The following is a 24,078-nucleotide window of genomic DNA, read 5'->3' as shown; positions in this document are numbered from 1 at the left end:
CAGCCTCCTACCTGGTCAACACGACGCCGGCATCGGGCCGGAAGGAGACCCAGGCGCGGTCGTTCCAGGTCAGCGGATCCTCGGTGACACGCGAGGCGTTCAGCGCGCTCGCCCGCACGATCTGCCCGTCATCGAGCTTGATGTGATAGACGGTCATGTCGCCGAGATAGGCGACGTCATAGACCTCGCCTTCCAGCGCATTGACGGCATCGGCGGGCTTTTTCGAGGAGACCTTGATCTTTTCCGGCCGGATCGCGAAGACGATGTCGGAGCCGGCAGCGGCTTTGCCGCCATTGTCGACGACGATCTCAGCCCCGGTCGCGCCGGTGATGCGCGTCGCGTTTGCGGTATGCTCGGCAACCTTGCCCTCGAACATGTTCACGTTGCCGACGAAATGCGCCACGAAACGCGAGGTCGGCGCCTCGTAGATCTCGGCTGGCGTGGCGACCTGCATGACCTCGCCCTTGTCCATGATGGCGATGCGATCGGCCATGGTCATGGCTTCTTCCTGATCGTGGGTGACGACGACGAAGGTGAGGCCGAGTTCCTGCTGCAGGTCCATCAGTTCGAACTGGGTTTCCTCGCGCAGCTTCTTGTCCAAAGCGCCGAGCGGTTCGTCGAGCAGCAGAACCTTGGGCCGCTTGGCGACCGAGCGGGCTAGCGCCACGCGCTGGCGCTGGCCGCCCGAGAGCTGATGCGGCTTGCGCTTGGCGAACTGCTCGAGCTTGACCAGCTTCAGCATCTCGGCGACGCGCTTTTCGATATCGGGTCCCGGCATGCCTTCCTGCTTGAGGCCGAAGGCGATGTTCTTCTCCACCGTCATATGCGGGAACAGCGCGTAGGACTGGAACATCATGTTGACCGGCCGCTTGTAGGGCGGGATGCCGCGCAGGTCCTGACCGTCCAGCAGGATGCGGCCCGCCGTCGGCTCCTCGAAGCCGGCGAGCATCCTGAGCAGGGTCGACTTGCCGCAACCGGACGCGCCGAGCAGCGCGAAGAATTCGCGCTCGAAGATGGTCAGCGACAGATTGTTGACGGCGGTGAATTCACCGAACTTCTTGGTGACCTTGTCGAACTGGATATATGGCTTGGCGTTCGGGTCGTTCCATGGCGCGAAATCCCTGCGGATGCTGCCAAGCGATTTCATGATCCCCACTCCGTTACTTTTTGATTCCCCAAAAGAAAGCGACCCCGGCAGTTGGCTGCCGGGGTCGTGTCTCAATGCTTACTGACCGGTGACGATCTTGGTCCAGGTGCGCGTGATGACGCGCTGTGTCTTTGGATCATATGGCTTGACCGTATAGAGCTTCTTGATCGTCTCTTCGTCGGGATAGACCGAAGTATCTTCCAGGATCGCCTTGTCGACGAATTGCTGCGAAGCCTTGTTGCCGTTGGCGTAGAGCACGTAGTTCGACGACTTGGCGATAACTTCGGGGGTCATCATGTAATTGATGAACTCGAGCGCTTCGGCGACATGCGGCGCGTCCGCCGGGATCGCCATCTGGTCGAACCACATCTGGGCGCCTTCCTTCGGCACCGAATAGCCGATCTCGACGCCCTGCTTGGCTTCCTCGGCGCGGTTGCGGGCCTGGAAGACGTCACCCGACCAGCCGATCGCCAGGCAGATGTCGCCATTGGCCAAGGCGTTGATGTATTCGGACGAATGGAACTTGCGGATATAGGGGCGGACCTTGAGCAAAGCTTCCTCGGCCTTGGCAATGTCATCCGGCGAGGTGCTGTTGGGATCGAGGCCTAGATATTTCAACGCCGCCGGAATGATGTCGGCGGGAGAATCCAGCACATAGACGCCGCAATCCTTCAGCTTGGCCAGCTTGTCCGGATTGAAGAAAACATCCCAGCTGTCGATCTTGTCGGTGCCGAGCGCGGCCGTCACCTTCTTGACGTTGTAGCCGAGGCCGACGGTGCCCCACATGTAGTTGACCGAATATTCGTTGCCCGGATCGTATTTGGCGGTGCGCTCGGAGATGACGTCCCACATGTTGGAGATGTTCGGCAGCTTCGACTTGTCGAGCTTCTGGAACACGCCCGCCTGGATCTGGCGCGCCAGGAAGTTCGCGCTCGGCACGACGACGTCGTAGCCGCTGCCACCGGCAAGCAGCTTCGTTTCGAGGATCTCGTTGGAATCGAAGGTGTCGTAGACGACCTTGATGCCGGTCTTCTTGGTGAAGTCGTCGATGATCGAGCTGTCGATATAGTCCGACCAGTTGTAGACGTTGACGACGCGGTCCTCGGCATGGCCGCCTGCCGTGAAAAGCGTCAGAAATACCGACGTCGCCGAAAGCCAGAGCGCTTTGCGGATCATGATGTTCTCCTTTGGTGAGTGTTCCCTTGCCGGCTCGTCGCGATATGGCGGCGCGGCATTGATTTCAGACTATTGGGCTTTCCGGAGGGCAACAAGCGCGACCTGTCGGCACTGCGCCGGGTTGCCGGTCGGTGGTCGAAGACCTCCCGCAGGGTGCCCTTGTAGGGTACCCGGGCGGCGTCAGCGGCATTTGCCGTGGCGTGGGCAGAGATACGACGATGTGGTCCGGCCTTGGCCAGGCCGGCAGAGACACTTGGCAAGATACGCCTGTCTTGTTGTTGCCGTGATCGCAGCCTGCCCGCCCGGCAGCGGGGTTGTCAATGGGGAAGGCTGCCTAAAGCGCGTCGCTCTGAGAGGGATTCGGGCGAGGCGCTTTGGGTCTTTGTTTTGATGCATGTCGTTGTCCCAGAACCGCTGCACACTTCTGGGCGACATGCTGTTGTCTTGATACATGCATGTCGTTCTCCCAAAACCGCTGCGCACTTTTGGGCGACATGCATTGGTCAATTGGGCGACGGCAGGCCGGTGATGCCGGGGCGCGCCGGCCGCGCCTGACGCTTGAACTCCAGGCCGATATGGACGAGCAACGCGGTGACCACGACCGTGCCGCCGATGATGGTGCGCACCGACGGCACCTCGGAATGGACGAGCCAGACCCAGATAGGCCCGAGGATCGGCTCGAAAGTGCCGAGCAGCGCCGCGATTGCAGCCGGCACCAGCCGGGCGCCCATGGCGAAAAAGGCGAGGCCGACGCCGAGGTTGACGACACCGAAGGCGAAAAGGAAGCCCATGTCGCGTGCGGACACCGCAAATTCCGTGGCCTGGGCGGCGGCAAAGATACCGGCAAGCAGCGCGCCGAGACAGGTGGCCGGCACCATCCGCACATGAGCAAAGCGCCGGGTGATCACCGTCGCGAACGAAAACATCACCGCAATCAGCAGAGCCAGGCCATCGCCGATGGGCGAGACGGCGCCGCCGAGGGATTCGGAGACCATGATGGCAACGCCGGTGATCACTGCGGCGATGGCGACCCAGGTCGCCGGGCTGACACGCTCGCGAAACAAGAGCCACGCAAGCAGAGCCGCCAGCAGCGGAACTCCGGCCTGCATCAGGAGGATGTTGGCAACGGTGGTGTAGGCAAGCGCAACGATAAAGCTGGTCGAGGCCGTGGCAAAGCACAAGGCCACGCCGAGACCAGGCAGGCCCATATCGCGGAACAATCTCAACGTGCCCCGCCAGCCGTCGCGCCAGACCATGAACGCGACGAGGAAGGCCACGGCCCAGAGCGAACGCCAGAACACCACGGTCCATGAGTCGCCGATATGGATGAACCGGGCGATGGTGCCGCCGAAACTCCACATCAGCGCCGACAGGAAGACCAGGAGCATGCCGATCCGCTCCTCGCGCGGCGAGACGGCTGGCAAGACGGCACTGGACGAGGCGGTATCGGACATGAATAGGACTGTCAGCGAGTTATCTGCGCGCTACGATGCACCCAGGACAACAGGAACTCTGTGTTCCGGACGACAAGACTGTGTCTCAATCACGTAGCGCAAAGCACAAGGCCCGGCGTGATCCAGCATTCGCTGAAATGTGGGACAACTATCCCTGGAAATCGAAGGCGCTGAGGCCCGTCACCATCTCGTCAAGGCCGAGCGGGCGCGTCACCGGCGGCTCGGCGCGCGCCAGGCAGCCGGCGCGCTCGCAAAGCCTGCAGGCGGGACCGACCGGAGTGGCGAAACCTTGCCCGGGCTTGCCGGAGGATCCGGCCGGCAGCGCCGCGCCATAGACGATCTCGTCGCGAAAGCCGATATCGCAACCAAGCAGGAGCGCGGTGCGGCGCGGGCGTTCGGAGAAGGCGCCTTGCGGGCCCTCCAGCGTGCGGGCGACGCAAAGGAACTCGGCCCCATCGGGCATTTCCACCGCCTCGACCAGGATCTGGCCCGGCTGCGAGAACGCCGCGTGAATGGGAAGCTTGGGGCAGCCGCCGCCGAAGCGGCTTTGCGGATAACCCTGGCTGCCGGCCTTGCGGAAGCGGTTGCCGGCATTGTCGACTTCCAGCATGAAGAACGGCACGCCCGCCGCGCCCTGCCGCTGCAGCATGGTCAGGCGGTTGGCCGCCTGTTCGAAAGAGACGCCGAAACGAGAACGCAGGACATCGATATCATAGCGGGCGCGAACGGCGGCGGCATGGAAAGCCTGATAGGGCATCATCAGGGCGTGCGCGGCATAGCGGCCGAGCTCGAAGCGGGCGAGCCGGCGCGCCTCGTCCGTGCCGAGCTTCAGAGCCTGGATCTCGCCCGCGACGGCCACCGACATGCGCATCAGGCTCGCCTCCATGGCGACCTCACGCAGCTGATCGAAGGGCGACAGCCGCTCCGACAGGAACAGGCGTTGCGAATGGCGGTCATAGCGGCGGCGCCAGTTGGGCATGGTGGCGACCGGCAGCACCTTGACGACGATGCCATGCTCGCGCCTCAACCAGGCCTTCAGCGCGCCGAACAGATCGTCGCCGGGCTCGAGGAGCGATGTAAAAGCCTCCGCCTCCTCCTCCAGCGCGGTAAAGTGGTTCGGCCGGCGTTCGAACACTTCGTGGACTTCGTCGGCGGGCAGGCGCGCGCCGGACAGCGCGGTCGCCCTGCCCTCCTTCGCCAGGAGCTGGTTGAGGTCGGACAGACGCTCGGCCTGCTCGCGATAGGCGCGAAAGAGTTTTATCATCGCGGCCGAAGCGTTCGGCGCCGTCTCGGCGAGGTCAATCAACTCCTGATCGCCCGGAAGTTCACCGGTCAGCAGCGGATCGCCGAACACTTCCTTCAGCGCCGCGACCGATCCCCTGGCCTCTCCCTGCAATTCATGCGGATCGACCTTATAGACGGAGGCCAGCTTGAGGATGAGCTGCACCGTCAGCGGCCGCTGGTTGCGCTCGATGAGGTTGAGGTAGGACGGCGAGATGCCCAGCCCTTCGGCCATCGCCGTCTGGGTCAGGCCCCTGGCGTTGCGCAGCCGGCGCAGCCGAGGCCCGGCAAAGATCTTCTGGTCGGCCATCGCTTCCACCCTTGACAAGAATTTACAGACGCATCGAACCCGGCGCCCGCCTTGCCGCTTTTACAATCATGACAAATTTACAGAGCGGACTTGTCAATAGCAACACAGTTTTTCCTCTATTTTTGGCGCAAAATGGCGGTTTCCCTGGCGTATTTCGCGCTGCAATGTAAACGATGTCACACGCAGACGTCGCGGGATATGCCTTTGCGATGCGGCGCTGAAGCAGTTTTCAAACGATCCGGAGTGACCCATGACCGATTTTTACAACCTCGTCCCGTCCGCGCCGGAAGGCCGTTTCGACGGCATCGAGCGCCCCTATTCGCCAGAGGATGTGAAGCGGCTGCGCGGCTCCGTGCAAATCCGCCAGACGCTGGCCGAGATGGGCGCGAACCGGCTGTGGAAGCTCATCCGCGAGGAGGATTTCGTCAACGCGCTCGGCGCGATGTCCGGCAACCAGGCCATGCAGCAGGTGCGGGCCGGGTTGAAGGCGATCTATCTCTCGGGCTGGCAGGTGGCCGCGGACGCCAACACGGCTTCGGCCATGTATCCGGACCAGTCGCTTTATCCGGCCAATGCGGCGCCGGAACTCGTCAAGCGCATCAACCGTACCCTGCAGCGCGCCGATCAGATCGAGACATCCGAAGGCAACGGGCTTTCGGTCGAGACCTGGTTCGCGCCGATCGTCGCCGACGCCGAAGCCGGCTTCGGCGGCCCGCTCAACGCCTTCGAGATCATGAAGGCCTTCATCGAGGCGGGTGCTGCCGGCGTCCACTATGAGGACCAGCTGGCGTCGGAAAAGAAGTGCGGCCATCTCGGCGGCAAGGTGCTGATCCCGACCGCGGCGCATATCCGCAACCTCAATGCGGCGCGTCTGGCGGCCGACGTGATGGGCACGCCGACGCTGGTCGTGGCGCGCACGGACGCGGAAGCGGCGAAGCTCTTGACCTCCGATATCGACGAGCGCGACCGGCCTTTCGTCGACTACGATGCCGGCCGCACGGTCGAGGGCTTCTACAATGTGAGGAACGGCATCGAGCCTTGCATCGCGCGCGCCGTGGCCTATGCGCCGCATGCCGACCTGATCTGGTGCGAGACCTCGAAGCCGGATCTGGCGCAGGCCAGGAAGTTCGCCGAAGGCGTGCACAAGCATCATCCGGGCAAGCTGCTGGCCTACAACTGTTCGCCGTCGTTCAACTGGAAGAAGAACCTCGACGACGCAACGATCGCGAAGTTCCAGAAGGAGCTCGGCGCGATGGGCTACAAGTTCCAGTTCATCACGCTGGCCGGCTTCCACCAGTTGAACTTCGGCATGTTCGAGCTGGCGCGCGGCTACAAGGACCGCCAGATGGCGGCCTATTCGGAACTGCAGCAGGCCGAGTTCGCGGCGGAAGCCAATGGCTACACCGCGACCAAGCACCAGCGCGAGGTCGGCACCGGCTATTTCGACGCCGTGTCGATGGCGATCACCGGCGGCCAGTCTTCGACCACCGCCATGCATGAATCGACCGAGCACGCCCAGTTCAGGCCGGCGGCCGAGTAACGGATAACAACCAGAGGAAACGCCCGCAGGGCATCTACATCGAGGAGAAGACCAATGGCATCGATAAGCCGCGTCAAGGAAAGGGCGGAAGAGCAATCAAGCGCGATGAGCGTCGACCAGCAGGCGACGATCCGCATGCTTGCCAACGATCTGCACAGGCTCAACCAGTCGGTCATGAAGGCGGTCGAGGCCGGCGTCTCGGTGGAGCTGGTGCGCTCGGCCAGGCACCATGGCGGCGACGGCAACTGGGGGGACCTGCTGATCCCCGTCATCGTCACCCATCAGAGCCACACTTGACGTAACGTCAACAGTCTCGGCGACAGTCTTCCGTGCGTTATACGTTCGGGAGACTGTCGCATTTTTTCGATTTGCCTTTCTCGTCGGAAGGCACGACTTACGCTGAATTCAGGATTTTCTTGCTATATTTTCGGCTTCGACCGTTTCAGCTTGACACCGGCCGCGATCTCACTCAATTCTGCCTCAGGTTTCAACCCTGCATTGAACCAGAGTGCCAGCCCGCCGATGTGTCCCGCCGACCGTGATGACCACTCCGAAAAACATCCAAGACCGGCAGTCCGCGCCGGTGCGATGGCGGCGGACTTTTCCAAGGTGCTGGTCGTCGGAAAATCATCGATCAATCGGGTTGTGGTGTCGAAAATCGTCGAGAAATCGGGCCTGAAGCCGATCTCGGAACTGCCCGAAGCGGCCGAGAAGACGCTGGCCCGCCAACTGCCCGGCGCCGTCATCCTGGACGGGGGGCCCGACAACAAGGATTGCGACGCGCTGCTGTCGGCCATCGACGCGCGGCGGCGCGTCTCCGGCAAGCCGCTGCCCGCGGTTATCCTGCTCTCAACCAGGAATGGCACGCCGGAGAGCCTTGGCCTATCGAGCGTGATCGACGCGGTGGTCGCCAAGCCGATCACGCCCGAGAGGCTGCAACCGGTGGTCGATCGCCTGACAGGGCGCGGCTAGACCAGAAAGCGTTCAGCCGCCCTTTGCGATAGCCTCGACCAGGCTCGGCAACTCGCCGAGGTCGGCAATCTGACGGAACCGCGGCGCCTCGACAGGCGCCTCGGCATGTTCGACCGCCCAGGTCAATTCGTGCGGCACATGAATGCCCCAACCGCCGGCCTCGATGGCGGGAACCACGTCGGACTTGAGGGAATTGCCAACCATCATGCTGCTCTGCGGACCACGGCCATGGCGGCTGAAGATGCGGGCATAGGTGGCGGCGGTCTTGTCGCTGACAATCTCCACCGCGTCGAAGAGGTCACCCATTCCCGACTGCGCAAGCTTGCGCTCCTGATCGAAGAGATCGCCCTTGGTGATCAGCACCAGATGGTAGGAGCCCGCCAGCTTCTCGACGGTCTCCCGCGCATGCGGCAGCGGCTCGATCGGGTGGCTGAGCATCTCGCGGCCGGCAGCCAGGATCTCGCCGATGATCGAACCAGGCACCCCACCACCGGTGATCTCAACCGCCGTCTCGATCATCGACAGGGTAAAACCCTTGATGCCGAAGCCGTAGAGGGCGAGGTTGCGCCTTTCCGCCTCGAGCAGCCTTGCCGCGATATGCTCATGGTCGCCGTGCTCCGCCAGCATTTCGGCAAAGCGCTTCTCGGTCATGCGGAAGAACTGCTCATTCTGCCACAGCGTGTCGTCGGCATCGAAGCCGATTGTGGTCAAATGAGAGGCGGGTCCGTTCTTCATGACGGCCGGTGTACCTGCTGTTGCGGCGCGCCGCCAGCCTGAAGACGGATAGCTGGTTGTCCCGCCTCCCCTTTCCTTTCCCCGTGGCGCCCGGCTATAGTCCGAAATCCGCAACACAATCTGGTGAATGATGCCGCCTGAGAAAAAGGAAGTCCGTCCGTCAAGCCGGGGGGGACGCGCCCGCACGCCTGCCTTCCTGAAAAACGAACGCGGTGTGAAGAACTGGAAGGAAGCCAGCGCCTGGCTGGAGTGGCGCGGCATCGAGGACATCGAATGCATCACGCCGGACCAGGCCGGCGTTGCCCGCGGCAAGATGATGCCGTCAAAGAAATTCACCTCCAACACCTCGCTGGCGCTGCCGTCAGCCGTGTTCATGACGACGATCTCCGGCGGTTACCCGGAAGACGGCAACGGCTTCCACTATCCCGAAGACGATGGCGACCTGAAGCTCTTGCCCGATCTCTCGACGCTGACCGTCGTGCCCTGGGAAGAAGACCCGACGGCAGCGGTCATCTGCGACCTCGTGCACCAGGACGGCCGCTCGGTCGAGTTCACGCCGCGCAACGTATTGAAGCGCGTGCTTGCGGCCTATGACGAGCGCGGGCTCAAACCGGTCGTGGCACCCGAGATCGAATTCTATCTGGTGCGCAAGAACCCCGACCCGGACTATCCGCTGACGCCGCCCGTCGGGCGTTCGGGGCGGCCGATCGGCGGCGGCGCCGGCTATTCGATCGCCGGCGTCAACGAGTTCGACGAGTTGATCGACGACATCTACCATTTCTCGGAGCGGCAGGGCCTGGAGATCGACACGCTGATCCATGAGGAAGGCGCCGGCCAGCTCGAGATCAATCTGCGGCACGGCAACCCGATCGAGCTCGCCGACCAGGTGTTCATGTTCAAGCGCACCATCCGCGAGGCGGCGCTGAAGCACGAGATCTACGCCACCTTCATGGCAAAGCCGATCCAGGGACAGCCGGGCTCGGCCATGCATATCCACCAGTCTGTGGTCGACAAGAAGACCGGCAAAAACATCTTCTCGGCCGAGGACGGCTCCGAGACAGACGCTTTCTTCCACTTCATCGGCGGCATGCAAAAGCATGTGCCGAACGCGCTGGTGATGTTCGCGCCTTACGTCAATTCCTACCGCCGGCTGACGCAACAGGCCTCGGCTCCGGTCAACAACAAATGGGGCTACGACAACCGCACCACCGCCTTCCGCGTGCCGCGCTCGGACCCGGCGGCGCGGCGCGTCGAAAACCGCATCCCGTCGTCGGACGCCAACCCCTATCTGGCGTTGGCCGCGTCGCTGGCCTGCGGGCTGATCGGCATGACCAAAAACGTCAAGGCTGAGCCGCCGGTGCTGACCACGGCCAATGCCGACGAGATCGACCTGCCGCGCAGCCTGCTGGAAGCGGTCGACCTGTTCGAAGGCGATCAGGAGCTCGCGGCCATCCTCGGCACATCCTTCGCCGCCACCTACGCAGCGATCAAACGGGCCGAATTCGAGACCTTCATGGAAGTGATCAGCCCGTGGGAGCGGGAATATCTGCTGCTGAATGTGTGAGAAAAGGCAGTAGGGGAGTAAGGCAGTAGGGCAGTAGGGGGAACGATGGCGAAGATCGAATCGTACAGGGATTTGGTCGTCTGGCAGCAGGCTATGGACCTCGCAGTTTCGATCTACGAAACGACAAGAGCCTGGCCGAAGGAAGAACTCTATGGATTGACAACTCAGCTACGTAGGGCAGCCGCTTCCGTGCCTGCCAACATCGCTGAGGGCTATGGACGAGAAAGCCGAGCGTCCTATCAACAGTTTCTTAGAATTGCACAGGGATCACTCAAAGAGTTGGAAACTCACTTGCTGATCGCGCAGCGCGTCGGAATCGCCTCCAACGAAGCAGCTCAACAATTGATGGTGCAAAGTGAGAGCGTAGGAACACTCTTGCGGCTCCTCATCCGTAAATTAGCGCCCGAGTAGCTCCTACTGCCCTACTGCCCTACTGCCCTACTGCCCTACTGCCCTACCGCCCTACTGCGAGCATCATGCCCTACCAATCCCCTATCTCTCCCGGCCGGTCCTGGTATGAGGATACGGTCGGCCCTCGCCCCGAATATCCGCCTCTCGACGGCGACCGGACCTGCGACGTCGTCATCGTCGGCGGCGGCTTTACCGGCCTCTCGGCTGCAGCCCATCTGGCGAAAGCAGGCGCAAATGTCGTGCTGATCGAGGCCTATCGCTGCGGCGACGGCGCATCGGGACGCAATGGCGGCCAGCTTGGCACCGGGCAGCGTGCCTGGGCGGAAGAGTTGGAGGCCGAATACGGGCTTTCCCGCGCCAGAGCGCTGTTCGACATGGCGGAAGAGGCCAAGGCGCATCTGCTGGACTTCGCTGCCGCCAACGCGATCGACATCGACTATATGCCGGGCCAGCTTTCCGTAGCGCACAAGAAACGTTACGTCGACGACTACAAGCGCCACGCCGAGATCATGGCGACCCGCTTCGGCTATCCGCATTTAAGCTTCATGGACCAGGCGGAGACGGCGCAGCGGTTGGGCTCGTCGCGCTATTTCGGCGGCACCCGCGACATCGGCACGGGTCACATCCATCCGCTGAAGCTGGTGATCGGCACGGCGAAAGTGGCGACGGCCGCCGGCGCGCATCTCTTCGAGCAGACGCCGTCCACCGGCATCGTTTCCAGCGGCGGCAAGGTGAAGGTCACGACGCCCAGGGGCACGATCACGGCCGACAAATGCCTGATCGGGGTCAATGCCTATGGCGGCAATCTCGAGCCGGTGAGCGCGGCGCATATCATGCCGATCGGCTCTTTCATCGGCGCGACCGTGCCGCTCGGCGCTGCTTCCAAAGTGCTGCCGGGCGGCGAGTCCGTCGACGATTCCCGTTTCGTGGTGCGCTATTTCCGCAAGTCGAAAGACGGCCGGCTGTTGTTCGGCGGCCGCGAGGTCTATGCCGTCGCCGATCCGAAGGACATCCATATCCACATCCGCAGGCAAATCGCCGAGCTCTACCCGGACTTCAAGGATGTCGAGATCACACATGGCTGGGGCGGTTATGTCGGCATCACCATGCCGAGAAAGCCGTTCGTGCGCGAAGTGATGCCGAATGTGATCTCGATCGGTGGCTATTCCGGCCACGGCGTCATGCTGTCGAACTTCTTCGGCAAGCTCTATGCCGAGACCGTTGCCGGCAATCGCGACCGCCTGAAACTGATCGAGGACCTGAATATCCCCGCCTTCCCGGGCGGCCGCCGCTTTCGCGCGCCGCTCTTGTTTCTGGCGCTCAGCTGGTTTGCGCTGCGCGACAGGATTTGAGGCTGGCGCCCGGTCGAGGCCCCGATTCGACGATGGCGGCTTCCACGAGGCAGGTTGTGGAAGCCTTAACGGACGCGCAGAATTTCGCAAATTGGCTCACTCATGCCATAATCAGCAGTAAAAGATGCGATCATGGGCGAAAGTTCTGGGGATTTCGCGGGCCTTGTCCGCTGTGATTTCGGGACCGATGCCGATCGATGCCAACCCTCGCGGCAATGATCGAAAGAACGTCGGCTCGCTTGTTGGAGGTGGTTTGAGTGAACGAGCCCTTCAGTTTCGGCACGCCGGAACGGCAGCGCTTCACAATGCAGTTCGGTTATAACGTACGGCCATCCTTCTGGCAGAAGGTGCAGTCGAACGCGCATCTGGTCATCGCAGCGGTGGGCACGGTCGCGCTGCTCGGCGTGGCCGCGGTGGCGCTCTGGTTGTGCATTCCGGGCAGCGGCCGGCAGGTTGCCGCGGGCAGCGCCGAGCAGACCGTGCCGACAATCCCGGTGAAGACCACGAAGATCGCTCCGGTGGCGGCGGCGGTGACCGTGGCCCCGGCACCACAGGCCGCTCGCAAGGCGGATGCGGTTTCGCCGGCAACAGCGGCCCGCGAAGCCAACATTCCGGCGCTGGCGTCGAACAGCCCCCGCTGGACGGCTCCCGACTCCAAATCCCCGTCGGAGCCGGCAGGGGATCAACCAGCTCCATCGAAGCAGGCCGCCGAGCCTGGCGCTGCGCAATCGACCGACACGGCCTTCGCCGAACCAGCCGCGGAGAACGACGCCTCGGATGCGCTGTCGCAGGTTGCCGCACCCGCACCGGCGGGCGAGACGACCGCGAAGACGCCAGGCGACAAGATGGACGGCGCCGAGACCGCCGCCATTCCAGAGGCCAAGCCACAGGCTCCCGATGCCGATCCGCCAGCAACCGACAACGCGGCGCAGTCCAAACCGAAACCTCAAAAGGTCGGCGCGGCTGCCAACGGACGCATCTTGCGGGCCGTCACCATGCGCTCCGGACCGAAGAAGGGCGCAGCCGCGATCGTCACTGTGCCCGCCAAGGCCTCGGTGCAGGTGATGAGCTGCAAGCAATGGTGCGAGATCGTCTATAACGGCAAGCACGGCTGGGTCTACAAGAGCTACGTCAAGACCGGCGCGTGAGGCCGTTGTGCCGGCGGCGCCCGCGGCCGAACCGCGATGCCGTCAGCCGCCGAAGAGGTGACGAAGTCGCTGCCGCCAGCGATCATGCCTGCGCCTTTTGACGGCCTCCCGATGCTCCTCGAACGGCACTTCGAAAAGGCCGCAAGTCTGGCAGCCTTCCTTCTTCCCGCAAGCGGGAATCCAGCATTTTACATCATGTGTCCAGGCGAGCGCCAAACGTTCCAGGTGAAGACTGGAAGAACTCTTCAGAAGGATGAGTTCGCCTGGTGCGGCAGTGCGCCTGAGATGATCGGAAACCTCTTTCGGCGTCCGCAGTTCGACGAACCGGCCGCTGTCGCGATCGGCCTGGCTGGCTTTCGAGCGATGGGCATGCTCCCCGACATAAATCACCTGGTCGGCAAGCTCGCGCGCACTTTCATAGGCGCGCGCATATTTTGCGTTCGAGCCGCCAAAGTCCGACAGCTGGCCAAGCACGATCCGCTTTCGCCCAGCCCTTGATCTTGCAATCATGTCGAAGGCGAGCGACAGCGAATGCCAAGGGGCCTTGGCGGTGTCGACGACGAAATGCGGCCCTCCATCGACGACCAGGACGCGACAGCGGTTCGTCAACGGCTCGAATGCCGCGATCCTGGCCTCCACCATTCGCGCTGGTACGCCAAGCTCGAGCGCGGTCGCGGCCGCGGCAGCCGTCGGCAGCCAGAAATGCTCTCCCGGAAACGGCGTCTTGAGCTTCAACACTCCGGCCCGCCAATGAAGCGTGAAGCTGAGCGTGCGCGGATAGGCGGCGCTGATATCGGCGACGCGATAGTCGGCCGTTTCCGACTCGCCGAACGTGACGAGGCGATGCGCACCGCCGGATGCCATGGCCAATACATTGGGATCGTCGGCGTTCAGTACCGCCAGCCCGTCAGGCCCCAGCGCCTCGACCAAAGCGCGTTTTTCCCGAGCGACGTTCTCCAAGGCCTTGAAACTGGAAAAATGCTCAAGCTGCACCATCGTGACAACAGCCACATGCGGCTTGAGCAGCTGTGCCATGGGCCTGATCGTATCGACGCCGGAGGCGCCCGCCTCGAAGACGACATAGTCGACCTCGCCGTGCTTGTTCATGTGCCTGTAGAGTGTGCTGACCAGTGAATTTATCGTGTTGGCCAGAACCCGCGTGTAGGTCCGCCCGTGGCCGGCCAGAATGTGCCCGAGCAGGCCCACCGCGGTCGACTTTCCTGAGCTGCCGGTTACGCCGATGAAGGTGGCCTTGCTCCGCGCCCTTGCGCGCCTCGCCCGGTAGATCTTGAGGCGTTGCCCCAGGTCCTTGCGAATTCTCCGCAGTCCGGCATTCATGGCACCCGCCTCATCCAGGCACCGTTATGCCTTTCGCCGGATCGTCAAGTCAAACTCAAGCCGCACGTCATCGACTAGACACAGCGGCCGCCATCGACCTCCAGCGCCACGCCAGTGATGAAGGCGGCCTCGTCCGAAGCCAGCCACAGTGCCGCATTGGCGATGTCGAGAGGTGTCGAGAGCCGGCCGAGCGGAATCGAGGCGCGGAACTTCTCGCGTATCTCCGGCGTGTCGGCGCCCATGAATTTCTCCAGCATGCCGGTCTCTCCGGCAACCGGGCAAAGGCAGTTGACGCGAATGTTCTTCGGCGCCAGTTCAACGGCCATCGACTTGGTGGCGGTGATCGCCCAGCCCTTGGAAGCATTGTACCAGGTCAGTCCCGGCCGCGGCCGAAGCCCTGCGGTCGAGGCCGTGGTCAGGATGACGCCGCCGCCCTGCCGATCCATGATCGGCACGACGGCGAGCGCCGCATGGTAGATCGCCTTGATGTTGACGGCGGTGATCAGGTCGAAGGTTTCCTCGTCGACGCCCAGCATATCGCCGTTGCGGTGGGTGAAGCCGGCATTGTTGACCATGATGTCGATGCGGCCGAACGCGCTCTTGGCGGCGTAGATCATCTCGTCGAATTCGGAGCGCAGGGACACGTCGGTCTGGGTCCAGATCGCGTTGGCGCCGATCTCGTCGGCCACCCGCTCCGCGCCCTTGGCGTTGAGATCGGCGACGACCACGCGCGCCCCCTCTTCGGCAAAGCGTTTCGCCATGCCCTCGCCGAAGCCCGACGCGGCACCGGTGATGATGGCGACCTTGTTTTCCAGACGCATGGCTTTCCCGCTCATTGGATTTCCGCAGCCATCTCCCTTAGCTTTCGTCACATTCACGTTCTATGGTGCAGGCGCGAATGCTGCCGGAAGCCATGGCTTGCCGACAAGCCTGCCGGCAGTGCGCGAGTGTCGGGAAACAGGTGGACCGATGCAAGTGCAAGCGATTGGTCCTGCCTGTGACACCATGGCACTGGAAAATTTAAATCGATTAGAATATACCAACCACGCTGCCGCCATCAGGCATCAAATCGGACTGACCATGACCAGCCAGATCATTCCTGTCGATCCCTTCGACTTCATCATCTTCGGCGGCACCGGCGACTTGTCGGAACGCAAGCTCCTGCCGTCGCTCTACCATCGCCAGCGCGACCATCAATTCTCCGAACCGACGCGCATCATCGGAACGTCGCGCGCGAAGATGAGCGATGCCGAATTCCGGACCTTCGCCAAGAAGGCGATATCCGAGCACGTGAAACCGGAGGATGTCGATGCCAAGGAGCTTGAGACTTTCTTGGCGCGGCTTTCCTACGTGTCGGCTGACGCGACCACAGGCGCCGGCTTCGGCGAGCTCAAGAAGGCGATCGGCGACAGCGACCGCATCCGCGCCTTCTACCTCGCGGTGGCACCGGCGCTGTTCGGCGACATCTCGCACAAGCTCAAGGAGCACAAGCTGATCACGCCGAATTCGCGCATCGTGCTGGAAAAGCCGATCGGCCGCGACCTCAGCTCGGCGCGCGCCCTCAACGACGCGGTCGGTGGCGATTTCGACGAAGGCCAGATCTTCCGCATCGACCACTATCTCGGCAAGGAAACGGTGCAGAACCTGATGGCGCTGCGCTTTGCCAATGCGCTCTATGAGCCGCTGTGGAATTCGGCGCATATCGACCATGTTCAGATCACCGTCGCCGAGACCGTCGGGCTCGAAGACCGCGTCACCTATTACGACAAGGCCGGCGCGCTGCGCGACATGGTGCAGAACCATATTCTGCAGCTGCTTTGCCTCGTCGCCATGGAAACACCGTCGTCCATGGACGCCGATGCGGTGCGCGACGAGAAGCTGAAGGTGCTGCGGGCTCTGAAGCGCATCAACGGCAACGGGGCGCCCAAGCATACGGTGCGCGGCCAGTATCGCGCCGGCGCCTCGGCGGGCGGTCCCGTCAAGGGATATGTCGAGGAACTCGGCAAGGATAGCAACACCGAGACTTTCGTCGCCATCAAGGCCGAGATCGGCAACTGGCGCTGGGCCGGCGTTCCCTTCTATCTGAGGACCGGCAAACGGCTCGCCACCCGGGTCTCGGAAATCGTCATCGAGTTCAAGCCGATCCCGTATTCGATCTTCGGCGACAGCGCCGGACCGATCTTCGCCAACCAGTTGGTGATCCGGCTGCAGCCGAATGAAGGCGTCAAGCAATACATCATGATCAAGGATCCCGGCCCGGGCGGCATGCGGCTGCGCCAGATTTCGCTCGATATGAGCTTCGCTCAGTCCTTCGACACGCGCGCGCCGGACGCCTATGAGCGGCTGATCATGGATGTGGTGCGCGGCAACCAGACGCTGTTCATGCGCCGCGACGAGGTCGAGGCGGCCTGGAAATGGATCGATCCGATCCAGAACGCCTGGGAGAGCGCCAGGCAGGAAGCCCAGGGCTATACGGCCGGCACCTGGGGGCCGTCGGCCTCGATCGCGCTTATCGAACGTGACGGACGGACATGGCACGAGAGCAATTGAGCGAGGTCAGCTACGGCTGGAACGGCTTTGCCGATCGCCAGGATCTCGCAACGGCGCTCGCCGGTGAGATCGCGGACCGGTTGACCAAGGCCATCACGGAACGCGGCGCCGCGCTGCTCGCCGTGTCCGGCGGGACCACGCCGGCGAAGCTGTTCGCCGCGCTCTCGACCACGCCGATCGCCTGGGACAAGATTATTGTGACACTGGTCGACGAGCGCTTCGTGCCGCCGTCCTCGCCGCGATCGAATGCCGGGCTGGTGGCAGCGAACCTGCTGCAGAGCAAGGCCGCGGCGGCGCGCTTCGTGCCGCTCTACCATGAGGCGGCAAGCATCGAGGACGCCGCGGCGGCAGATAGCGAAGCGCTGCGGTCGCTGCCCTGGCCGCTCGACGTGGTTATCCTCGGCATGGGCGGCGACGGCCATACGGCTTCGTTCTTTCCGGATGCCGGCAACCTCGAGGAGTTGCTCGACCCGGCGTCCCAGCGCATCGTGCTGCCGGTGCATGCGGCGAGCGGCGGCGAGCCGCGGCTGACGCTGTCGATGGCGCGCATCGTCGCGGCCGGCTTCGTCGCGCTGCACATCGAAGGCGAGGACAAGCGCACAGCGTTCAACGGCGCGATGGGTCCAGGCGCGAAAAAGCCCATCCGCAGCGTGCTCGAGGCGGCGCCGGGACGGATAGAGGTGTTCTGGGCACCCTGATTTCATATGAGGACAGCCCGGTGGCAGGGGAGGACGCTTACCGGGCTCGAAAGGACGGACCATGACAGCCAGACGCGATATCGAAGCCATCACGGAACGCATCCGCCAACGTTCAAAAGCCGGGCGAGAAGCCTATCTCGGCCGCATCGCCGGAGCGTCAAGCAATACCGCCAATCGGGCGGTGCTGGGCTGCGGCAACCTCGCCCACGGTTTTGCCGTGTGCAGCCCGTCGGAAAAGATCGCGCTCGGCGGCGACCGCGTGCCGAATCTCGGCATCATCACCTCCTACAATGACATGCTGTCGGCGCATCAGCCCTTCGAGACCTTCCCGGCACTGATCAAGGAAGCCGCGCGCGAGGCAGGCGGCATCGCCCAGGTGGCCGGCGGCGTGCCGGCGATGTGCGACGGCGTCACCCAAGGCCAGCCCGGCATGGAGCTGTCGCTTTTCTCGCGCGATGTCATCGCCATGGCGGCGGCGATCGGCCTGTCGCACAATATGTTCGACGCCGCCGTCTTCCTCGGCGTCTGCGACAAGATCGTGCCCGGGCTGGTGATCGCGGCGCTCACCTTCGGGCACCTGCCGGCCGTCTTCATTCCGGCCGGGCCGATGACGACCGGGCTAGCGAATGACGAGAAGGCCAAGGTCCGCCAGCTCTATGCCGAAGGCAAGGTCGGCCGCGCCGAACTGCTCGAGGCGGAATCCAAGTCCTATCACGGGCCTGGCACCTGCACCTTCTACGGCACGGCAAATTCCAACCAGATGCTGATGGAGATCATGGGCCTGCACACGCCCGGCGCCTCGTTCGTCAATCCGGGCACGCCGCTGCGCGACGCGCTGACCAGGGAAGCGGCCAAGCGGGCGCTGGCGATCACGGCGCTCGGCAATGCCTACACGCCGGTCGGGCGCATGATCGACGAGCGTTCGATCGTCAACGGCGTGGTCGGCCTGCACGCCACCGGCGGCTCGACCAACCATACGATCCACCTGATCGCCATGGCCGCGGCCGCCGGCATTGCGCTGACTTGGCAGGACATATCCGACCTGTCCGAGGCGGTGCCGCTTCTGGCGCGCGTCTATCCGAACGGGCTCGCCGACGTGAACCATTTCCATGCCGCCGGCGGGCTCGGCTTCCTGATCCGCGAGCTGCTCGACGAAGGCCTGCTGCATGAGGACGTGCAGACGGTGTGGGGTGAAGGCCTGCGCCCCTACGCGGTCGAGGCGAGGCTTGGCGAGGACGGCAGCGTGGTGCGCGAAGCGGCGCCGGTCGTGAGCGGCGACGAGAAGGTGCTGGCGCCGGTCAAGAAAGCCTTCCAGCCGACCGGCGGGCTGAAAGTGCTTGGCGGCAATCTCGGCCACGCCGTCATCAAGACTTCCGCCGTCAAACCGGAGCGCCGCATCATCGAGGCGCCGGCAAAAGTGTTCGACAGCCAGCAAGGCCTGAACGACGCCTTCAAGGCCGGCCAGCTCACCGGCGACTTCGTCGCCGTGATCCGCTTCCAGGGCCCGAAGGCGAACGGCATGCCGGAGCTGCACAAGCTGACCACCGTGCTCGGGATCCTGCAGGATCGCGGCCAGCGCGTGGCGCTGGTGACCGACGGGCGCATGTCGGGCGCTTCCGGCAAGGTGCCAGCGGCGATCCATGTGACGCCGGAAGCGGTCGAGGACGGCCCGATCGCCAGGATCCACGACGGCGACGTCATCCGCCTCGACGCCGATGCCGGCACACTCGAGGTGCTGGTGCCGGGAACGGAATTCGCGCTGCGCCGCACGGCGGACGCCGATCTCATCGGCAACGAATTCGGCTTCGGCCGCGAGCTGTTCGCCGGCTTCCGCCAGCTGGTCGGCCGCGCCGACCACGGGGCGGCGGCATTCGGAAACGCCTGACGTTTCCGGTGTCAAAAGACAAAGGGCGGCCTCGCGCCGCCCTTTCTCTTTGTTCCGGCCGAAACGACTACTGAACGGTGACCTCGGTCCGCTCGCCGGCCTTGATCGTCACCGGCATCTCCTTGTCCTGGCCCTGGTCGGAGGCGTGCCGCACGACCACATAGTCGCCGGCGGGAATCGTCTGCTGCCAACTGTCGCCATAGCTCAAGCCCAGCGACTTGCGCTTGCCCTCTATGTCCTTCTTCGACGAGAACACCTCGATCGAGTAAGCGCCGGGCGCCGACATCGCCAGCACGCCGGCGTCGAGCGGGACCTTGATGTCCTGGTTGTCGCCGGCCTTGATGGTGAAGGGCTGCTCGGCAACGGCAAGATCGAGCGTGGTGAGCGCGACATAGTCGTCCGGCGGCAGCCAGAACTTGCTGTCGGGACCATAGGAGTGCTCGACGCTCTCGCGGGAACCGTCGATCTTCTTCTTAGCCTTGACGATTTCGAAGCTAGTGCCGGAATTGTCGGCCTTGTCACCGCCTGCCGTATAGAAGGCATTGAGCACGGCGTGACCGACGCCGACGACGACGTCCTTCTCGACCGTCTGTCCGGCAGCAAGCTGGATGGTCTCGGTTACCGTGCCGGCGCCGATCTGTACCGTCACCTTCTGCTCGCCGGCGGGGACAGTCGCCTTGGCGTCGCCATAGTGGGTGGTGCTGCCGCCCGGATAGGCGAAGTCGACACGCGCCTCGCCGCTGATCTCCGATCCCTGGCTCGCATGCGGATGGATAACCAGCGTACCGCCGTTGAGCGTGAACAGCGGCTTGTAAACCTGGCCGGCCTCTATTTTGATCTTCTGCTCGCTTCTTGCCTCGTCGTCGCGGCCGACGACGATATAGTCGCCCGGTTCGAGATTGGTTTTCAGCTCACCATACTCGGTCATGACCTGATCGCCGCGCGAGCCGTCCGCATTGGCCTTGTAGATCTCCCAGGCATTGCTGTTGTCGGAGATCTCGGGACCCCCCTCGGCCATGACCACGCTCGGCATGAAATTGAATTCAGGCTTGGCGGGCGCTGGCGCGGGTGCCGAAGCCGGCTCAGGCGCCGGAGCCGCCACGGTCTCGACCAGCGCGTCCTGCAGCGCCTTCTCGTCGGAGGCCTGGATGTATTTCCCGCCGGTGTTTTCGGCGAGGCAGGCAATCTGTTTGCCCTCGTCGGCGGTCAGGCCGAAGCCGACGACATCGGCGGTGAAGTCGACGCCGCTTTCCTTCAGCTCCTTGCCGAGCGCGCAGGGATCGCCGCCGCAGGTCTCCAGCCCGTCGGTGATCAGCACCACCGTTGCCTTGTCCTCGGTGTATTTCAGCGCCTCGGCGGCCTGCTTGACGGCAGCCGTGAGCGGCGTCTTGCCCAGGAATTTCATGCTGTCGGCCGCGGCCGAAATGGCGCTGGCGGAGCCGGCTTGCGGCGGCACGATCAGCTCGATGTCGTCGCAGCTGCCCTTGGTGCGATGGCCGTAGGCCATGAAGCCGATCTCGTCGTCGGCCGGAACCGACTGCAGCACCGTGCGCAGCGATTCACGCGCGATCTCCAGCTTCGGCTTGCCATCGATCTGGGCCCACATCGAGCCTGAAGCGTCTAGAATGATGATGACCTTGTTGGCGGCAAAGCCGAAACTGGTCGTCGACAAAAGGAGGGCCGCCGCAGCGACGCTCCGTATCAGTCCCGCCATGGATGTCTCCTGATTGTTCCCTCGTCCGCGCCCGGAAAGCTATTTTAGGTGGCCTGCGGAGACAAGCTGCAAAAGCTTGTGGTCAGGAGCCCGGCGCCTGTGTCGGGACAAAGCCCTCGGCCTCGACGATCGCCCGGTAGCGCGGATCGCTGCGCAGTCCCCTGAAGGCCGGGTCGACGCGTACGCCGAGCAGATCGTCCTCCTTGCGCCTTGCCGATTCCTCGAGATAGCGGATCGCATCGTCGCCTCGACCCAGCATGGCGGCGGTGGTGGCGAGCTTGTAGGCAGGTTCGCGGTCGCGCTGGTATTGCCGCAGCTGCTCGGCCAACATCGCCTTCAACAGGCCATCGCCGCCCTCGTCATCCAGGCCCTTTTCGGCGGCATCGGCAATGGCCTGGCGGGCATCGTTGCCGGAGATGACGGCTGCCATGCGATACTCGCGCAGGAAATCGCTCCAGCGATGCTGGTCGAGATAGATGGTGGCGAGATATTCGGGCGGCGAACGCAGGTTCGGCTCCGCCTCGGCAAGCGGCTGCAGGATCGCCAGGGCCTCGTCGACGCGGCCGGCATGGAACAGGATGAGCGCCTTGTTGGCAAGAATGCTGCGCGACTCCGGGCTGAGTTCCTGCGCCTTGGCGATCTCGCTGAGAGGGCGTTCCGTCTCGCCTGCGACCATGAGCGTCAGCGCATACCAGTGGTGAGTCTGGGCGGAACCCGGATCAAGCCGGATCGCCCGCTCGAACAGCGCGCGTGAGCCGGCAAAATCCTTGTCCCAATAGAAAGCCGCAAAGGCGAGCGCCGCGTAGCCGCCGGCATTGTGGGGATCGAGCGCTATGGCGCGATTGGCGGCGGCCTCAGCCTTCGGATAGGCGTCCCTTGCCGGCATCAGCGTGAATTGGCTGACCATGTTGTAGCTGTCCGCCAGCTTGGCGTAGGCGTCGGCATAGCCGGGATCGAGCGTGGTCGCCTCGGTGAGCAGTTGCATGGCGCGGTTCAGCCCGCTCGCCTGCCTCGTCTCCAGATAGTAGACGGCGTCGAGATAGAGATCCCGGACCTTTGGATCCGGCCTGTACGCAGCACGGCCCGGCAAGATGGGAGCATCGCGCATCGAAAGGATTCCGGCGATGACGACAACGGCAAAGAGCATGATCGCGCCGGCGATGAGGAGAGCCGGACGATGGAAGCCAGCGACCCGTGAGGCCCCAACGGTATCGGCGGCCGGAACTCGCGGCGTTCCATCGGGCCCCGCCGCGGCGGTCTCGGTCGCAGGCGCTTCCTCCGGCGCCGGGCTGTCACCCCGCAGCCATCTCTCCAGCTCATCCGCATAGGCAAAGACGAGATTCCTTGCCCCACCGGAAATCCGGTGAACCGGCAGGCCGCGCTGGCGCTCCCAACGCCGCACGGTGCGCTCGTCGCGGCCGAAGAAGGCAGCGATTTCCTTCCAATCGTTCAACCGACGGTCACGCCTGCTCGCCAAAGCCTGCCTCATTGACCCTAGAGCGTCTCACCGTTTCACGGAAACGGCGAACCGCTCTATCCCTTTGTTTGACGCAATTCCGGACAGAAAACCGCTCACACTTTTCCTGGAATTGCTCCAGTGCCCGTATCTGCCCGCATTTGCCGGACGCGCCCGGTCGGGCTTTCGTCTAGCGTCCGGGCATCGCTGGCTCGACGCCAACCGACGGCACATCCCCGGCGGACAAGCTCGCTTGGCTTGTGACGCAATTCAACCCGGCGAAAATGTGAGGTACCAGCGGCCGCGTCACCCAACCGGCGACATCTTCCCACAGCAATCAGTAGGTGGTGCGGCGCTCTTCCGATGGCGGGCGGCCGAACTGCAGCCGGTAGCTCTGCGCGAAATAGGAGTGCGAGGTGAAGCCGGTGGCGATCGCCACGTCGAGGATCGGCATATTGGTCTGGCGCAGCAACTCGCGCGCCCGTTCGAGCCTCAGCCGCATGTAATAGCGACCCGGCGTCACGCTGAGATGGCGCAGGAACAGTCGCTCGACCTGACGCACCGACAGGCCCGCCGACTTGGCGAGCTGCACGGCGGACAGCGGCTCGTCGAGATGGTCGGCCATCAGCTCGACGATGCGCCTGAGCTTCTCTGATTTGCCGGTGAGATCGCGCTCCGGTCCGACGCGCTGGCGGTCGCCGGCCGAGCGGATGCGCTCGTGCTGGAACTGGTTGGCGACGCCGTTGGCGAGGTTGGAGCCGAAATCGCTGCGCACGATCTCCAGCATCAGGTCGATCGAGGTGGTGCCGCCGGCGCAGGTGTAGCGCTTGCGGTCGATCTCGAAGACATTGCCGGTGCAGTTGATGTCGGGAAAACGCTCCATGAAGCCGGCGCGGTTCTCCCAATGGATGGTGCAGCGATAGCCGTCGAGCTGCCCGGCTTCGGCCAGCAGATAGGAACCGACCGACAGCGCGCCGAGCGCATTGCCGCGCCGGCCCCAGCTGCGCAATGCCGCCAGCACCTTGCTCTTGCCCGGGAATTCCGTGGTGAGCCCGACCGAGACGAACAGGATGTCGACCGGCGGCATGTCGGCGACCGAATAGTCGATCTTCAGCGGCAGGCCGTTGGAGGCCATGACCGCATCGCCGTCGGCCGAAATCGTCGTCCAGCCATAGAAGTCGCGACCGAGCAGGCGGTTGGCGGAGCGGAAGCAGTCGATGGCCGCGGCCAGCGAGAACATCGAGAACTTGTCGACGAGCAGGAAGCCGAACTGACGGCCGCCCTGAACGGGATCGTTCGTGATCGGCCGTTCGACAGGAGCAGTAAGGTTCGGCAAGGATCTGCTTT

At 63.8% G+C, this 24,078-nt stretch carries 20 protein-coding genes; 10 read left to right on the top strand and 10 right to left on the bottom strand.

Annotation, left to right across the window (positions count from 1 at the left end; all coding sequences use genetic code 11):
* Positions 1-7 precede the first annotated feature (7 nt).
* The 4 genes from E5X34_RS16325 to E5X34_RS16310 form a co-directional block, all read right to left on the bottom strand.
* Positions 8-1,147, bottom strand: a complete 1,140-nt coding sequence (locus tag E5X34_RS16325; protein WP_127303129.1) for an ABC transporter ATP-binding protein — start codon at positions 1,145-1,147, stop codon at positions 8-10.
* A 78-nt stretch (positions 1,148-1,225) separates the two neighbouring features.
* The gene (locus E5X34_RS16320; protein ID WP_292566582.1) at positions 1,226-2,323 is read right to left on the bottom strand and encodes a polyamine ABC transporter substrate-binding protein; all 1,098 of its coding nucleotides are present in this window, start codon (positions 2,321-2,323) and stop codon (positions 1,226-1,228) included.
* Between the two features lie 503 nt (positions 2,324-2,826).
* A complete protein-coding gene (locus E5X34_RS16315) occupies positions 2,827-3,777 on the bottom strand; it encodes a DMT family transporter (protein WP_292566579.1) in 951 nt (316 codons plus the stop codon).
* Positions 3,778-3,925: 148 nt separating this feature from the next.
* Positions 3,926-5,368, bottom strand: a complete 1,443-nt coding sequence (locus E5X34_RS16310; protein ID WP_292566576.1) for an XRE family transcriptional regulator — start codon at positions 5,366-5,368, stop codon at positions 3,926-3,928.
* A 250-nt stretch (positions 5,369-5,618) separates the two neighbouring features.
* On the opposite strand from E5X34_RS16310, the gene aceA reads away from it, so the two are divergent.
* The 3 genes from aceA to E5X34_RS16295 all read left to right on the top strand — a co-directional run bounded on the left by aceA (position 5,619) and on the right by E5X34_RS16295 (position 7,880).
* Positions 5,619-6,908 carry an isocitrate lyase gene (gene aceA / locus E5X34_RS16305; RefSeq protein ID WP_292566574.1) on the top strand — a complete coding sequence of 430 codons (1,290 nt, stop codon included), beginning with the start codon at positions 5,619-5,621 and terminating at the stop codon, positions 6,906-6,908.
* Between the two features lie 54 nt (positions 6,909-6,962).
* Positions 6,963-7,205 (top strand): hypothetical protein, encoded by a 243-nt coding sequence (locus E5X34_RS16300; RefSeq protein WP_042640947.1) that lies wholly within the window; start codon positions 6,963-6,965, stop codon positions 7,203-7,205.
* A gap of 291 nt (positions 7,206-7,496) precedes the next feature.
* Positions 7,497-7,880, top strand: a complete 384-nt coding sequence (locus E5X34_RS16295; protein WP_292566572.1) for a response regulator — start codon at positions 7,497-7,499, stop codon at positions 7,878-7,880.
* 12 nt (positions 7,881-7,892) lie between these two features.
* On the opposite strand, the gene E5X34_RS16290 is transcribed toward E5X34_RS16295, so the two are convergent.
* Positions 7,893-8,615 (bottom strand): HAD family hydrolase, encoded by a 723-nt coding sequence (locus E5X34_RS16290; protein ID WP_292566568.1) that lies wholly within the window; start codon positions 8,613-8,615, stop codon positions 7,893-7,895.
* A 130-nt stretch (positions 8,616-8,745) separates the two neighbouring features.
* On the opposite strand from E5X34_RS16290, the gene E5X34_RS16285 reads away from it, so the two are divergent.
* The 4 genes from E5X34_RS16285 to E5X34_RS16270 all read left to right on the top strand — a co-directional run bounded on the left by E5X34_RS16285 (position 8,746) and on the right by E5X34_RS16270 (position 13,090).
* Positions 8,746-10,179: a glutamine synthetase family protein gene (locus E5X34_RS16285; protein WP_292566565.1), complete on the top strand. Its 1,434-nt coding sequence runs from the start codon at positions 8,746-8,748 to the stop codon at positions 10,177-10,179.
* A gap of 45 nt (positions 10,180-10,224) precedes the next feature.
* Complete coding sequence (locus tag E5X34_RS16280) at positions 10,225-10,590, top strand: four helix bundle protein (protein ID WP_292566562.1); 366 nt, start codon at positions 10,225-10,227, stop codon at positions 10,588-10,590.
* A gap of 65 nt (positions 10,591-10,655) precedes the next feature.
* Positions 10,656-11,942: an FAD-binding oxidoreductase gene (locus tag E5X34_RS16275; RefSeq protein WP_292566560.1), complete on the top strand. Its 1,287-nt coding sequence runs from the start codon at positions 10,656-10,658 to the stop codon at positions 11,940-11,942.
* A gap of 257 nt (positions 11,943-12,199) precedes the next feature.
* Positions 12,200-13,090 carry an SH3 domain-containing protein gene (locus tag E5X34_RS16270; protein ID WP_292566558.1) on the top strand — a complete coding sequence of 297 codons (891 nt, stop codon included), beginning with the start codon at positions 12,200-12,202 and terminating at the stop codon, positions 13,088-13,090.
* A gap of 42 nt (positions 13,091-13,132) precedes the next feature.
* On the opposite strand, the gene E5X34_RS16265 is transcribed toward E5X34_RS16270, so the two are convergent.
* Both E5X34_RS16265 and E5X34_RS16260 read right to left on the bottom strand, forming a co-directional pair.
* Positions 13,133-14,428 (bottom strand): Mur ligase family protein, encoded by a 1,296-nt coding sequence (locus E5X34_RS16265; RefSeq protein ID WP_292566556.1) that lies wholly within the window; start codon positions 14,426-14,428, stop codon positions 13,133-13,135.
* 74 nt (positions 14,429-14,502) lie between these two features.
* Positions 14,503-15,249 (bottom strand): SDR family oxidoreductase, encoded by a 747-nt coding sequence (locus tag E5X34_RS16260; protein ID WP_292566610.1) that lies wholly within the window; start codon positions 15,247-15,249, stop codon positions 14,503-14,505.
* Positions 15,250-15,508: 259 nt separating this feature from the next.
* On the opposite strand from E5X34_RS16260, the gene zwf reads away from it, so the two are divergent.
* The 3 genes from zwf to edd all read left to right on the top strand — a co-directional run bounded on the left by zwf (position 15,509) and on the right by edd (position 19,561).
* Positions 15,509-16,978: a glucose-6-phosphate dehydrogenase gene (gene zwf / locus E5X34_RS16255; protein WP_126079091.1), complete on the top strand. Its 1,470-nt coding sequence runs from the start codon at positions 15,509-15,511 to the stop codon at positions 16,976-16,978.
* Positions 16,960-17,676: a 6-phosphogluconolactonase gene (pgl, locus tag E5X34_RS16250; protein ID WP_292566554.1), complete on the top strand. Its 717-nt coding sequence runs from the start codon at positions 16,960-16,962 to the stop codon at positions 17,674-17,676. Before zwf ends, pgl begins: the two co-directional genes overlap by 19 nt.
* A gap of 61 nt (positions 17,677-17,737) precedes the next feature.
* Positions 17,738-19,561 carry a phosphogluconate dehydratase gene (edd, locus tag E5X34_RS16245; protein WP_292566551.1) on the top strand — a complete coding sequence of 608 codons (1,824 nt, stop codon included), beginning with the start codon at positions 17,738-17,740 and terminating at the stop codon, positions 19,559-19,561.
* A gap of 67 nt (positions 19,562-19,628) precedes the next feature.
* Here edd and E5X34_RS16240 read toward each other — a convergent pair whose 3' ends face one another.
* From E5X34_RS16240 to E5X34_RS16230, 3 genes are all read right to left on the bottom strand, one after another.
* Positions 19,629-21,275 (bottom strand): VWA domain-containing protein, encoded by a 1,647-nt coding sequence (locus tag E5X34_RS16240; RefSeq protein ID WP_292566549.1) that lies wholly within the window; start codon positions 21,273-21,275, stop codon positions 19,629-19,631.
* Between the two features lie 82 nt (positions 21,276-21,357).
* Entirely contained in the window at positions 21,358-22,728 is a 1,371-nt protein-coding gene (locus E5X34_RS16235) for a hypothetical protein (RefSeq protein ID WP_292566546.1), read from the bottom strand.
* 340 nt (positions 22,729-23,068) lie between these two features.
* Positions 23,069-24,067 carry a GlxA family transcriptional regulator gene (locus tag E5X34_RS16230; protein WP_292314469.1) on the bottom strand — a complete coding sequence of 333 codons (999 nt, stop codon included), beginning with the start codon at positions 24,065-24,067 and terminating at the stop codon, positions 23,069-23,071.
* Between the last annotated feature and the right edge of the window lie 11 nt (positions 24,068-24,078).

The organism is Mesorhizobium sp., assembly GCF_004963255.1.
In the GTDB taxonomy this organism is placed as follows: domain Bacteria; phylum Pseudomonadota; class Alphaproteobacteria; order Rhizobiales; family Rhizobiaceae; genus Mesorhizobium.
This window is presented reverse-complemented; position numbering and strand designations above follow the sequence as displayed.

Coding starts and splice junctions, on each gene's coding strand:
- E5X34_RS16315 (WP_292566579.1), bottom strand. CDS start 3,777: ATGTCCGATACCGCCTCGTCCAGTGCCGTCTTGCCAGCCGTCTCGCCG.
- E5X34_RS16310 (WP_292566576.1), bottom strand. CDS start 5,368: ATGGCCGACCAGAAGATCTTTGCCGGGCCTCGGCTGCGCCGGCTGCGC.
- pgl (WP_292566554.1), top strand. CDS start 16,960: ATGGCACGAGAGCAATTGAGCGAGGTCAGCTACGGCTGGAACGGCTTT.
- E5X34_RS16320 (WP_292566582.1), bottom strand. CDS start 2,323: ATGATCCGCAAAGCGCTCTGGCTTTCGGCGACGTCGGTATTTCTGACG.
- edd (WP_292566551.1), top strand. CDS start 17,738: ATGACAGCCAGACGCGATATCGAAGCCATCACGGAACGCATCCGCCAA.
- E5X34_RS16260 (WP_292566610.1), bottom strand. CDS start 15,249: ATGCGTCTGGAAAACAAGGTCGCCATCATCACCGGTGCCGCGTCGGGC.
- E5X34_RS16295 (WP_292566572.1), top strand. CDS start 7,497: ATGGCGGCGGACTTTTCCAAGGTGCTGGTCGTCGGAAAATCATCGATC.
- E5X34_RS16290 (WP_292566568.1), bottom strand. CDS start 8,615: ATGAAGAACGGACCCGCCTCTCATTTGACCACAATCGGCTTCGATGCC.
- aceA (WP_292566574.1), top strand. CDS start 5,619: ATGACCGATTTTTACAACCTCGTCCCGTCCGCGCCGGAAGGCCGTTTC.
- E5X34_RS16240 (WP_292566549.1), bottom strand. CDS start 21,275: ATGGCGGGACTGATACGGAGCGTCGCTGCGGCGGCCCTCCTTTTGTCG.
- E5X34_RS16265 (WP_292566556.1), bottom strand. CDS start 14,428: ATGAATGCCGGACTGCGGAGAATTCGCAAGGACCTGGGGCAACGCCTC.
- zwf (WP_126079091.1), top strand. CDS start 15,509: ATGACCAGCCAGATCATTCCTGTCGATCCCTTCGACTTCATCATCTTC.
- E5X34_RS16300 (WP_042640947.1), top strand. CDS start 6,963: ATGGCATCGATAAGCCGCGTCAAGGAAAGGGCGGAAGAGCAATCAAGC.
- E5X34_RS16285 (WP_292566565.1), top strand. CDS start 8,746: ATGCCGCCTGAGAAAAAGGAAGTCCGTCCGTCAAGCCGGGGGGGACGC.
- E5X34_RS16280 (WP_292566562.1), top strand. CDS start 10,225: ATGGCGAAGATCGAATCGTACAGGGATTTGGTCGTCTGGCAGCAGGCT.
- E5X34_RS16325 (WP_127303129.1), bottom strand. CDS start 1,147: ATGAAATCGCTTGGCAGCATCCGCAGGGATTTCGCGCCATGGAACGAC.
- E5X34_RS16275 (WP_292566560.1), top strand. CDS start 10,656: ATGCCCTACCAATCCCCTATCTCTCCCGGCCGGTCCTGGTATGAGGAT.